The sequence below is a fragment of the Enterobacter sp. 342 genome (assembly GCF_036663495.1).
GTDB lineage: Bacteria > Pseudomonadota > Gammaproteobacteria > Enterobacterales > Enterobacteriaceae > Enterobacter.
On record NZ_JAWUEI010000030.1, the window covers coordinates 1 to 13,084 of the forward strand.

Genomic DNA, 13,084 nt, shown 5'->3' on the forward strand with positions numbered 1-13,084 from the left:
ATGGCTCATGATGTCCCTCTGGGATGCGCTCCGGATGAATATGATGATCTCATATCAGGAACTTGTTCGCACCTTCCCTAGATATGGCGGCTGGTATTATTGCTGAAAAAGGCCTCGACCATCTGACGATGCAAAATATTGCTGTAACGGCAAAAACGACCATCGGGTCATTGTACCATTTTTTCCCCAGCAAAGAGGCTGTTATTCATGCTTTAATTGAACAACACGAACAAAACTTACAAGATATACTGGTTAATCTGGAGGAGCGATTTAATATTGATAATATTCAAAATAAGGATGTTTCCGTATTTATAGGTATGCTTTTTTCACCTTATTCTGATTACCTTCTGTCACGCCGGGACTATCTTCCTCTTTTGCAGTTTCAGGGGTTTAAATTCATGGAATCAAAACTCCTTGAGTTTATAAAAAAAACCTTACGTAAGCGTTATCCTAACTTGGATGAAAAACAACTAATAATAGAAGCAGACTTTATACATGCCATAGCGACAGGTATATTACAACAGGCTACTCAACGAGATGATAAAATGGCATTCCATTTCGTTCCGAAAATATTAATTGTTCTTACTGCCTACCTTAAAACGATAGAGGTAAATTATAATTGTTAGTCTGACACTTTATTAATGGTCATCATGTACAGCACAATCTATGCCTTCTTCTGCAAGATTATCGTTACGATCAGTCACCCCGAGTTCAATTTTGATCGCTGAGTGTAGCCTGAAAAATGATGGCAGAGCAGGAACAATGATATGACTGCCAACGCGACCCGGTACATCAACACGTATTGTCCCTGTCACTTCGCTGCTGGTATGCCTGAAAAGATTTTCCGTCTCTTCGATATACTGAACGGCAGTCTTGCAACGCGCATAAAAAGCATTACCGTCGATTGTCAGGGACACACTGCGGGTTGTGCGGTGAAAAAGTCGCGTCCCCAGCCTTGACTCCAGTTGCGGCCGTTAAGGCTGCCGGCGCGGAAGCCTATGCATTTCAGGCTGACCTGACGTCAGCAACCGCTATGGAAAATCTTTTCAGAGACGTCGTGGCCACTGTCGGTAAACCCGATATCGCCATCAATACGGTGGGCAAGGTGCTGAAAAAACCTATGGCCGAGGTAACTGAAGACGAATTTGATGAGATGAGTGCCGTAAACGCTAAAACGGCCTTTTTCTTTCTCAAAGAAGCCGGCAAACACGTCAGCAACAATGGTAAAATCTGCACGCTGGTAACTTCACTGCTGGGCGCATACACACCCTTTTATGCCGCTTACGCCGGAATGAAAGCACCTGTAGAACATTTCACGCGCGCCGCCTCAAAAGAGCTCGGAGATAGAGGGATTTCCATCACGGCAATTGGCCCGGGTCCGATGGACACGCCCTTCTTTTATCCTGCAGAGGGTGATGAAGCGATGGCCTATCATAAAACAGCTGCCGCCCTGTCTCCCTTCAGTAAAACCGGACTGACAGATATTGAAGATATCGTCCCGTGGGTTCGCTTCCTGGTCAGTGAGGGGTGGTGGATGACAGGACAAACCATTCTTGTTAACGGTGGCTACACCACAAAATAGGTCCAGGATGCCTCGGCCTCATCTAAATAACTGCTCGGAATAATAGATCACTCAGGGGGAACTCAGTCCGGTTTATGCGATCTGATCAATCGCTGAATATCCCAAATCACCAGCCGGACTGAGCAATGCCGATCATAGCACCCATACCCAGAACTGAACGACGCCTGATGCAGAAAACGATCCATAAAACAAATGACAAAAACCACGCCCGGTGACTCACTGCCATGCTGATGCTGCATCGTGGTGACACCGTCAGTCATATTGCCAGAACGCTCTGCTGCGCCGTAAGCGTACAGCAGAAGCCGTATTGACGAAGAGGATTATTCCGCTACGCCACGGTAGCAGTTCGCTGACCCGGTTGACCGGCCAGTCAGCTATGACATTGAGCACATGACGGATATAGCTCTCTGGATCCATACCGTTCAGTTTGCATGTACCGATCAGGCTGTACAGTAGTGCTCCGCGCTCACCTCCGTGGTCAGAGCCGAAGAACAGGAAGTTTTTGCGACCCAGGCTGACCATCCGCAGTGCATTTTCAGCGATGTTGTTATCGGCTTCAGCCCAGCCGTCTTCCGCATAGTACGTCAGTGCCTGCCACTGGTTCAGTGCGTACGCGAACGCCTTCGCCAGCTCTGAGTGCCGCGACAGCGTTTTATGACCAGACGGTTCACGTTGTACGCTTACGCTGCGCCCGCTCATCGATTGGTCGCTGGATTAACTGGTTCACGCTGTCTGGCGCTGAAGGCCTGAAGTCATTGCAGTCAGGACGAGGGAGGCGCTGGCCGTTCGAGCATATTTGCGCATTGCTGCGTGAGCTTGTTAAACATTCTCCCGGCGATTTTGGTTATCAACGTTCCCGCTGGAGTACCGAACTGCTGACGATAAAAATCCGTGATGTCACCGGTTGTCCGCTACACGCTTCAACCATCCGGCGATGGTTACCTGCTGCCGGGCTAGTATGGCGCAGAGCAGCACCAACACTGCGTATCCGGGCCCCTAATAAGGAAGAAAAAATGGCAGCGATTAATGTGGCGTTAGCCAGTTGTAGCACAGAACATCCGGTGTTTTACGAAGATGAAGTGGATATCCACCTCAATCCCAAAATCGGCGCTGACTGGCAGTTACGTGGGCAGCAAAAGCGCGTTGTCACGCCGGGTCAGAATGAAAAGTACTATCTTGCGGGTGCGCTGCACAGCGGTACGGGAAAAGTCAGCTACGTTGGTGGAAACAGTAAATGTTCGTCCTTATTTATTAGTCTGTTAAAACATTTGAAGGCGACATACCGGCGGGCAAAAACGATTACGCTCATTGTCGATAACTACATCATCCACAAAAGCAGTGAAACGTTGCGCTGGCTGAAAGCAAACCCGAAGTTCAGGGTAATTTATCAGCCGGTTTACTCGCCGTGAGTCAATCACGTCGAACGGTTGTGGCTGGCGCTTCATGAGACAATAACCCGGAATCACCAGTGCTGTGTTGAAAAAGGTTCGTCACTTTATGGATACCGTCAGCCCGTTCCCCGGAGGGAAACATGGGCAGGCTAAAGTGTAGCGATATTAGGATCAGTTATTTAGCGGGTATGAAAATAGCGAATAGGGAGTGCGGCACACCATCAGCAGGGTCCTTCCATGACGCACATCGATCTGTACTGGATTATGATATTCAAAAATCACTTGAAACATCTCTCGCAATCTGTCCACCTAAAATTAACTGCTATATTCACATGGTGAATATAGCAGTTAAAAAATCAATAGAGAAACATAATGGCATTACTTCTGCCGTTCCATTAAATCATAAACAATACAGAAAAGCCCCACCATAAATGGTATTTCGTAAAGCTCTTCAACAAGGTCACGATAAATATAATCATGTAAAAAAAATCCGGAAAAATAACGATGATGCTCCACGCCATCTGATATAAAAAAAGTAATCACAACTAATGCAAACGTCCATACAAGAATAGTTTCATTCTGGATCCGGAATATAATTTCTTTTCTCAACCATTTAGAAAAAAGAAGTGACAGTATTAATGTTCCGATCAGGATCACGGAAATTACTCGAAAGAGAATGCGTGGTCCCTCTGGAAAGTATGCACGCCCCCAATTTATACTTCTACCGAATAAAATCAACCACCACAGAGCGGCCCACAGCCAAAACGCCCGAGCCCCTTTCGACAATCGTGTACTACAGATATAATGTAATGTAAACAAACAACAAAATAACAACCATATAGCTTGGACATTTTCCACCCATTTTACAACACTCCCACTTTTCAACGGCAAGGAAAGGTCTGCATAAAATGGTATCAAACACGAAAAGATAGATAGTAGAATTGTTACTGGTGTCAAACGGTTATCAATTTTCATAATATATTCGAATTAGAGAATATGGTATACTAGAGTAAAACATTCTCCTTCTATTTTTTTATCTTTTAGTGTTATAAACACCTTACATTTAAGTAGTAAGTTTTGATAGGATGGGCCTTATGTTGATGAGCCATCTGAAAAACAAGAAAATGGAATTGTCGGATGGCGCAGCATGCAATAATACATCACGGAACTAGCTGTAAATGCCAACGAAATTGTCACCCTGATGAATTAACACTACTTTTTTCTCCAACTATTGATTCGGGGTAACATGGCTATACACCCATCTGTTTTTTGACCTTCCCGGACAACTATCCGGATGGACTTTTTGTGCATGACGATATCCGTAAAATGATGCTGTACGTGGCTCACGTACACGCAGGAAAAGATCTCCATTATTCAGGAGACTAGGTAACCCGGGATGACTGTATCTCATGTCGCTCGCCTGCATGGCATCAATGCCGACCAGACCTTCAAATGGCGTAGGCTGTATGAAGATGGCTCTCTGGCTGCCGAGGCATCAGGCAAAGAGGTCGTACCTGCATCTGAACTTGGCTTAGGCCAATAAGCAAATCCGCAAGCTTCAGCGCCTTCTTGGCAAAAAGGCGATGGAAGCGGCTGTGGAGTACGTCCGGGCAAAAAATGGATTGCGCATACGACCTTGTTACCCGAGGACGACGACTAACCGACATCTGCCGGAGTAGTAACGTGTCGCGTGCTCAACTTAGCGTCAGTGTTCGTCGGCCTCCTGATGGGTAGGATCACCGGCGAAGGCGAAAACCAGATGAGACTGATGTGCAGGCCGTATCCGTACTATTATCGGAGATCTGCCAACGTATGGTTATCGTCGAATGTGGACACTTCTGCGCAGGCAATTAGAAACTGACGATATAGCCGTTATCAATGCCAAACGTGTATACCACATCATGCATCAGAATGCGCTGCTGCTTGAGCGTAAACCTGCAATACCGCCCTCGAAACGGGCGCATACAGGGAAAGTTGCCATCGGAGAAAGTAACCAGCGGTGGTGCTCTGACGGCTTCGAGTTCAACTGTGATAATGACGAAAAACTACGTGTAACGTTCGTACTGGACTGCAGCGTTCGTGAAGCCCTGCTCTGGGCAGCCAGTAATGGTGGATAACCGACCATCTGGGATTCTGGTCAGTCTTCCCGGGGATAAAAGGTTCGTCAGCAAGGTTAGTTGTCTTGATAACACATTTTCAGCCAAGGGATGACCAAGAAGGCATTGAGATGACGATATGGGCGGGTAACAAGGTTCACCTAATTTATCCCGCTCACTAATCATCTGCTCAACACTGAACCAGACAGGACTGCCCGTTTTGTGTAAGAAAATAAGTTTCATTTAAGGCCGGTATAAATACTGATTGACCAGCGTAAAGCGTCATCTCTTCATCGTTCATATGACGTAGGGTCGTTACGCCATCGAGCACCAGTAAAATTTGTGCGCTGTCGACATCGACACGTTTTTGCTGACAATTTCCAATAACTGAAAAACAAAAATCCTCTACCGGTACAGAATAATTCCGTTCAGTTCCGGTATCATCTGGTAGTAGTCTCAGTTCCTGTTCCTGTATTTCCCTGAATACCGTACATTTCACCAGTTCTGGAAGATTGATTTTCTTAGGCGTTAACCCTGCTCGTAGTACATTATCGGAGCAGGCCATCACTTCAACAGCAGTTCCATGCACGTATGCATGTAACGTTCCGGCACGTAAAAACATGGCTTCGCCTGGCTCAAGCGTAATGCAGTGCAGGAACAGAGGAGCGAGAATGCCGATATCACCAGGGTAGTCACGCATCAGACAAGTGATAAAACTCTGCAAATGCGTAAACCCGCCGCTGTCGAGGCACACCTGTAACTGTTTCAGGACGCTATCTTTTTCACGCTGAGCGAGCTGCATCAGGCTTACAAAGAAGTGTTTAAATCCTTCACATGTCAGGTTTCCACGGAATTCAGCCAGTGCAGGCATCAGTTCAGGCGCATTAAGACGAAGAAAATGATTCACGGTTTCCTGAAAAGGGCGAAAACCATTCATTGCCATAAAAGGCGTGATGGCATAAACCAGCTCAGGTTTGTGATTCGCATCGTTATAATCTTCTCCGGCCCGATTCCCTTGCTGTGCATATCCCTCTTCCGCCAGATGTTTATCAGGATGAACCTGAATGGAAAGCGCTGTTTCTGCTGAAAGTATTTTCAGTAAAAACGGTAGCTGGCCAAATTTCTCCACCGTTCGAGAACCCAAAACAGACACAGGAGATTGTGTAATCGCTTCAAGCAGCGAAACAGAATCTGACCCGTTTTCTATTTCCGAACACCCTGCCGGATGCGCGCCCATCCACACCTCAGCCTGCGGTTGTTCATCAGGATTAGGTACCCCAAACAACGTATTTAGAGCCGTCCGGCTACCCCAGGCATAATTTTTAATGTCGTTTCTCAGACGATAAAAAGAAGGTTTCATTTAACGCCCCTTCCAAATGCACCGGGGGTAAATCCGTTGCTTGTGGCCAGTTCAGCAAACCAGATGGCATTGCGTTTTATTTGCCTTTCTCCGGTTTCCAAATCCAGGCGCCAGAACCCGTATCGACGTTTAAAGCTATTTATCCACGACCAGTTATCAATAAACGTCCACTGATGTACACCAAAACAGTTTGCACCGTCGCTAATGGCGTGATGAAGTTGTTCAAGGTGTTCTTCCATCAATTCGATGCGGAACATATCATCAATAACACCGTCGGCCTGAACCGGGCCTTCAGACTGCACATCCATGGCGATGCCTATTTCAGCCAGATACCACTTAATATTGCCGTAATTATCGCGAATGTTGCTGGCAATATCATAAATCGCCTGTGGATAGATTTCGTTATTATCACGATAAGGGTTGAAGCGACCTTCAGGGTCAATATAGTTCTCGAAATAATATTCTGGCGTAAAGTAATCGAGCTCATACGGACATTCCCGTGCTTTAACCCGTCGCGGAACGTAATAATTAACGCCGAGGAAATCAATCTGCGAATTGGTAATCAAGTCTACATTTTCTTTTTTTATTTCAGGCAGACAATCGTGCTTAGCCAGAATTTCACACAACTCCTTTGGGAACTCATGCTTAACCAGCGGATCAAGGAAACTGCGATTAAAAAGCAGATCAGCGTACCACGCAGCTTTTTTATCCTCCTCGCTGTCATTTCGGGTATACGAGGGTGTCAGGTTCAGGACGACGCCAATTTCCCCCGGCAGTTCCAGTTCACGATACACCTGCACCGCTTTCGCGTGGGCCAGCATAATATTGAACGCAACCTGTGCTGCAAGCTTACCGTTTTTTTTGCACGGGTAATGGAAGTCGTAGAGATAACCGCCTTCAACCGGCACAATCGGCTCATTAAAGGTTATCCAGTATTTGACCTTATGGCCAAACAGTTCAAACGCTGTTCGTGCAAAGCGGGAGAAGAGTTCTGTTACGTATGACGATTCAAAACCACCATACTGTTTTTGTAACGCCTCCGGCATATCGAAATGATAAAGATTAATCATCGGCTCGATACCGTTGGCGATCATCTCATCGAAGTAGTCATGATAAAACTGAACTGCCTCTGCGTTCGGTGCACCCGTTTCAAAATCATCAATCAGCCGCGACCACTGAATTGAGGTACGAAACGAGTTGAACCCTGTTTGCTTCATCCGTTTCACGTCATCTTTGAATTTACTGTAGGTCTCGCAAACGCTCTGCGGACCAATTTGCTGATAGAACCGCTCCGGCTGCTCAGCAAACCAGCTGTCCCAGATGGAACGGTGTGCCTTACACGCAGATCCTTCGGTTTGCGGTCCAGATGCCGCAGCCCCCCAGAAAAACCCTTCGGGAAATTGATACCGGGTCATAACGCCTCCTTTGAGAAAAAAGGGCTGCACCCAAGGGGCGCAGCCAAAACAACTACTCTGCAGTCACTTCAATAGATTTAATAAACATATAGCCCCAGTCACCGGACAACCTCCCGAACGTGATGGTGTTCTCCCCAGCGTTGAGAACGACCGGCACAATGATGTCTTGTCCTTTCTCATCGGTTTGCGGGAATTCAATGCCAATCGGTGTTCCTTTATTCACCATGAATGAGTTTTTCTTACCGCCCCATTTGGCGTTGAACTTCACATGCAGGGCAAATTTCCCGGCCCACGGTGCATTCACTTGCCAGCTCACACTGTCGCCTTCATTCGCGAATGGGCCAAGGAAACCGTCATCACTGATAGCAAGCTGATTTTCATTGCTTTTCACGACATTCAGTTTTCCCTGTTTTACATCCATCGCCCCACCGCCAAAGTTGCAGTAATCCGCAGGGATTTTGCCCGCCGCTTCTTTAACAGAAACGTTCAGCGTTTTACTGCTTTTCAGCAATCCATCGTCAGCGGTAAAGGTCAGTACATAGTCTCCAGGTGCCGAGAACCAGGCACGGGTATCGTCTTTTTCCGCGTCGCAGAAATGAACGTTCTTATCTCCCCCGTTACTCCAGCCAGTTTTCACCTGCCGGTCCGGCAGATTGTCATCCGTCCAGGCTCCGTGAAGCTGTACACCTTTATCCACTGTGGTGGTCAGCGCCTCACTCAGCGTGATTTGCGGCGCGACATTTTTCTGCGTGTGCTTAATGCTAATGACGTTTGACGGGGAAGAGGCTCCACTTTCGTTCTTCGCGATCACGCGGTAGTAATAGGTTTTGCCGAGTTGCAGACTGCGGTAGTCGTCACGGAAGAGATCCATTTTGGCCGGTTCCCATTCATTCACCCCGTCAGAGACATCGTGGCCAACAACGGTCCACGGCCCTTTTGCACTGGTTGCCCGCTCAATATCGTAAGTGCGGCCTACCGGCGCACCCATCCAGTTGATGGCAAACGGAGAATCGGATGCCCGGAGCTTAGGGGCTTCCGGCACAGGCAGTGCAGGCGCTTTTTCAAGACCAGCCATTTGCGCAGACGCATTACGGACCAGATCCACAACTTCCATTTCCTGATTTGCTTTCCCCTCGACAGGGAAGCCCGGCAGGTGATAGCTGTAATGACCGGTATACTCTTTGTGCCAGTAGAATCCGCCGTCATGGCGATGGCCACGGAAGCCCCAGATAAAACCGCCTGCCGCCTGCGCACCGTTCACCTCGGTATGCACGATAGACTGCATAATGCTATTAAGATCTTTATGGTCCAGCAGGCCAAACTCACCGACCAGATACACTTTTTTACCGCCAATCGCTTCCAGATCTTTACGCACCTGTTCAGGATGGTTGTTGTCAGCATTGGTGTAGTAGTGGTTGCTGATAATATCGACGTTCGGATCGCTCAGTGAGAAGTCGTTAATCTTCTTGTACGTCCCGTCAACAATAAGCTGATGCGGTGCCCATTTGCGGATCCACGCCGCCGTTTCTGTCAGAAATTCCTCGTTGGTATCTTCAAGTTCGTTGCCAGTTTCCCAAGCCATAATGGCTTTTTCATCATAGTAATGACGCCCGGTTACGGAGTTGGTGCGTGTAATAACCTGGCGAATCACATCCTGGTAAGCTTTGTAGGTCTTACTGTCGGTACGATAAAAATCTTCCGGCTTTTCACCATAAAACGCGGCAAGTTGTTCGCGGCCCCCCCACCACCACCAGTGGTCAATGAATGGCAGGATCAAGCGCAGCCCCTGCTTGTCTGCTTCGGCAATCATGTTGTCGTAGACTTTCATCGCCGTTTCATTCAGCCGTGGCATACCGTCTGGCGTGGCGGGTGCAAGAATATGCGTTTCACGGGCGCAGTCAGCATCATTCTCCTGCTGAACGGAAAGTACATATACGCGCTGGGCTTTCGCACCAGTTTTCACCATCGCCTTGATCCAGTTCTCCTGTTCTTCAGCGGTTGGCCATTTAAAATATTGCCCCCAACCGCGAGGATCGGCTTTACAGGTTCCGCGCGCGTCATCTTCAATTCGGTGCAATTCTGGCGCGTGAATCCCGGCAAAGCGGAAAACCTGATCGCCATCTTTTAGCTGAGCGCCGTCGCGGGTAATAAAATGTTCAAAATGTGATTGCTCCGCCGCCATTGCTCCAACGCTGCCCAGCGCCGACAGCAGAGAAATCAGAAGCATTTTTTTCATCGGGATGTGCATTGTTCTTCTCCTTAGAACCAGACTTCAGCCTGTACGCCAAAATTGAGCGTGTCGGTTTCACCACTACGGGAATAGCCACCCGCACTGATTGTGCCGGTACCCCAGTCGTAGCTACCATCAAGTGCATCAGAAACGCCTTTATCCCATTTCGCATAGGTCGCGAAGAAACGCAGTTGAGGGCGGCTCCAGAAACCCGAATCAAACGTCAGCGTTGGCGCTACGGTAATTTTCGTCAAACCGCCTTTTCCTTTACCGTTCGCTCCCATGTAGTTTTTATCATCGAGATATTCGTAACCCAACTCATACTGCATGGCGAAGTTTTTGGTGATCTGATGGTAAGGGCGGATCCCGGCAACCCACATTGAGCGTCCCCAGCCGTCGTCATCGCTGGTCCACCAGCGGTAGTTTTTGTCTTTCTGGTAGAACGCGAAAGTCGACACTTCCAGATCGCCCATGCTGGCTAAGTTGTCCAGCACGATACGCCAGGACTGCGTATCCTCCAGATTCGCCCATCCCCAGCCGTTTTTACCCAGTGAATCAGCGGCTGCAAGCCCTTTACCATATTGCAAGGCAATACGCGAATAACCGCCAGTCAGACCGTAAAAACCATCGAAGTTATAAACCGCCGTGGCGCCGTAACCTTTCTGTGCCGCCGTAGGATGGTTTTCATTACGGTTCATGCGATGGCCAATCAACTCCAGATCCAGCCCGGTTCCACCGATTTTCTTGAACCACAGATTAAGGGAATAGTCATCCGGATAACCCTGATCGCCTCGATCAACCGGATAGGCTTTGGTCTCATCAGTTGGAGAGAAGGCATAAATCCCAGCATCGAATTGTGCAAAGCCAAGATCCATATTGTCGAAACCACCGCCAGTCCCGTTGTACTGAATGTATTCCCAGTCAAACTGGTGGCTTGAGGTGTTAGAACTGCTGTAGCGTTTGCCAGCCCAGAACGTCATGCCAGGGGCAAAATCAAGGTTGCTTAGTTCGGCGAAACCCTCGCGGAACTGCGTTTCTTTACCGTCATCGTCAGTACAGTTCCAGTCGGCCGTACACTTAGTTTGATGCGTCAGGTTGGCCTGAATCCGCGCCACAGCACCTGAATCCGACTTCAGCGTTACCGTCGGGATCAGTTCAATTTTCGTATCTTCCTCGTTACCCAATCGCCATTTGCCATCTGGCATCAGGCCTACGGAGTTCACGCGGTTACCATCACTGTTCGCAAGTATCCCGGAACGCATATAACCGTGCAGGGCAAAGTCATATTTCTCGTCTGCGCTGGCATAGTCACTGATTACCGCAAGGGCGATTAAGGACAGAGGTATTGATTTAATTAACTTTCTCATAGGTTCCCTTAGATTTTTTATTTTCACTGCTTTACGTCGCAGAGGAAATGTAAGGATCCCTGACGGAAATGTACATCCATAAATGGAAAGCGCTTTCCATTTTTACCGGATCGAATCACACTTCTGAGTTAAGATGGAATAAATTTGTGAAATAAGTCACAAAAAAAACGGCTTATCCATATTTCACAGATAAGCCGCTCGAAGGAGGGTTATTTTTCCAGGGTCATAAGCTGGCGTTCGTGAACTTTAAAGAAGGGGCGGTAGAGCATCCAGGCGTTGAAAATGGCAAACAGACACATGCACATATTTTTCCAGCTACCGTTTGCCGACCACGCTGCCCCCAGTGGAGAAGGCATTGACCACGGGAGCATAGCCACCGCTCGATCAAGTACACCAAGTTGCGTGAGATACCAGGCAATACAGGCATTTATCAAGGGAACAAAGATAAATGGTAGCAAAAATACTGGGTTCATAATGATGGGAAAGCCGAACAATATCGGCTCGTTGATATTAAATAGCGACGGCAACAGCCCTATTTTCCCGACACTTTTGAGCTGCCGCGACCGGCTGCGCATCGCCATAAATACCAGAGGTAGCGTGGAACCAATACCGCCAATCAGGAGATAAAAATCCCAGAAGCCTTGCAGATAAATATGTGGCAGTACAGCTTCACCCATGGCTAGAGCCCGTTGGTTTTCAAACAGATAGGTTAACCAGAACGGGTTCATAATACCGGTGACAATCAACGCACCGTGGATGCCAACGAACCACAAAAGGTTACAGATAAACAAGGAGATAAGTACCGCGGTCAGAGTATCCGAGGCAACAATCAATGGCCTCAGGGCTTCGCTTATCAGCTGCGGGAGGATCCGCCCTGTAGCCTGTAGCATCAGCGTGTTCATCACGCTGATGGATAACATGATCACCAGTAGCGGAATTAATATCTGGAAACCGTTTCGCGTCATCACCGGGACTTCTTCCGGCAGGCGGATACACCAGCCTCTATTATAGAAAAAACGAATAATTTCAATTGAGTAAGCACTTGAAATCAGTGCGGTAAACAGCCCCATTCCTCCCAGAAAAATGTTGGTAGCCCCATTATCGCGAAAACCAATAAACAGCAAAAACGACAGGCATCCGGTCAATCCGCAGAGCCTTTCCGGGAGTTGGTACTGTTTGGCGAGACTGGCGCTGGCACCAAAGGCCACAATCAGAGCCACCAGTCCAAGCGTCAGTTCGAAAGTTGGCAACAACATTGGACGCAGTTGCTGGTAGAGTTGTCCAAAGAACGACGAACTAGAAATGGTTACCGGCGGAAACAGGAGCGGCACCATCAGACTGCCGACAATCACAAAAGGCATTGCCAGGGAAAAGCCATCTCGCATTGACGTAATATGCTGATTTCTCGTAATTATATTCGCGATGGGTGTTAAACGTTGCTCTATTAAATCCACAACAACATTCATTAAATGAATGTTCATAATTCAACCTTAGTCATTCCTGAATAGCAGCGATGATCGCGTACATCACGACAAAGTGAAAGCCTCCCTCTGGTGATCATGGTCACAATTAGATAATCCATTCATGGAAAGCGCTTTCCGTTTAGTTCCGCGATAGCTATATTCCAGCCATCAGTTAACAGG

At 47.9% G+C, this 13,084-nt stretch carries 7 protein-coding genes and 4 pseudogenes; 4 read left to right on the forward strand and 7 right to left on the reverse strand.

Features of this window, described 5'->3' with window-relative positions; genetic code table 11:
• The first annotated feature begins 83 nt into the window (after positions 1-83).
• Complete coding sequence (locus V6E55_RS19645; RefSeq protein ID WP_316943724.1) at positions 84-626, forward strand: TetR/AcrR family transcriptional regulator; 543 nt, start codon at positions 84-86, stop codon at positions 624-626.
• Between the two features lie 326 nt (positions 627-952).
• Positions 953-1,582, forward strand: a pseudogene (locus V6E55_RS19650) (SDR family oxidoreductase); the annotation flags it as partial.
• A gap of 330 nt (positions 1,583-1,912) precedes the next feature.
• On the opposite strand, the pseudogene V6E55_RS19660 reads toward V6E55_RS19650, so the two are convergent.
• Positions 1,913-2,236 (reverse strand): annotated as a pseudogene (locus V6E55_RS19660) (IS66 family transposase); the annotation flags it as partial.
• Positions 2,237-2,262: 26 nt separating this feature from the next.
• Between V6E55_RS19660 and V6E55_RS19665 the strand changes: the two are divergent.
• Positions 2,263-3,133: pseudogene (locus V6E55_RS19665) on the forward strand (IS630 family transposase); the annotation flags it as partial.
• Positions 3,134-3,351: 218 nt separating this feature from the next.
• Here the strand turns inward: V6E55_RS19665 and V6E55_RS19670 are convergent.
• Positions 3,352-3,948 (reverse strand): hypothetical protein, encoded by a 597-nt coding sequence (locus V6E55_RS19670; protein WP_134928576.1) that lies wholly within the window; start codon positions 3,946-3,948, stop codon positions 3,352-3,354.
• A 388-nt stretch (positions 3,949-4,336) separates the two neighbouring features.
• On the opposite strand from V6E55_RS19670, the pseudogene V6E55_RS19675 reads away from it, so the two are divergent.
• Positions 4,337-5,087, forward strand: a pseudogene (locus tag V6E55_RS19675) (transposase); the annotation flags it as partial.
• A 172-nt stretch (positions 5,088-5,259) separates the two neighbouring features.
• Here the strand turns inward: V6E55_RS19675 and manA are convergent.
• The 5 genes from manA to V6E55_RS19700 form a co-directional block, all read right to left on the reverse strand.
• Positions 5,260-6,429 carry a mannose-6-phosphate isomerase, class I gene (gene manA / locus V6E55_RS19680; protein WP_134928573.1) on the reverse strand — a complete coding sequence of 390 codons (1,170 nt, stop codon included), beginning with the start codon at positions 6,427-6,429 and terminating at the stop codon, positions 5,260-5,262.
• A complete protein-coding gene (locus tag V6E55_RS19685; RefSeq protein ID WP_192478200.1) occupies positions 6,426-7,844 on the reverse strand; it encodes a glycoside hydrolase family 1 protein in 1,419 nt (472 codons plus the stop codon). Before V6E55_RS19685 ends, manA begins: the two co-directional genes overlap by 4 nt.
• A gap of 52 nt (positions 7,845-7,896) precedes the next feature.
• Positions 7,897-10,092, reverse strand: coding sequence for a CBM35 domain-containing protein (locus V6E55_RS19690; protein ID WP_192478199.1), 2,196 nt, complete (start codon positions 10,090-10,092; stop codon positions 7,897-7,899).
• A gap of 11 nt (positions 10,093-10,103) precedes the next feature.
• Positions 10,104-11,441: a maltoporin gene (locus V6E55_RS19695; RefSeq protein ID WP_192478198.1), complete on the reverse strand. Its 1,338-nt coding sequence runs from the start codon at positions 11,439-11,441 to the stop codon at positions 10,104-10,106.
• Between the two features lie 209 nt (positions 11,442-11,650).
• Complete coding sequence (locus tag V6E55_RS19700) at positions 11,651-12,922, reverse strand: PTS sugar transporter subunit IIC (protein WP_192478197.1); 1,272 nt, start codon at positions 12,920-12,922, stop codon at positions 11,651-11,653.
• Between the last annotated feature and the right edge of the window lie 162 nt (positions 12,923-13,084).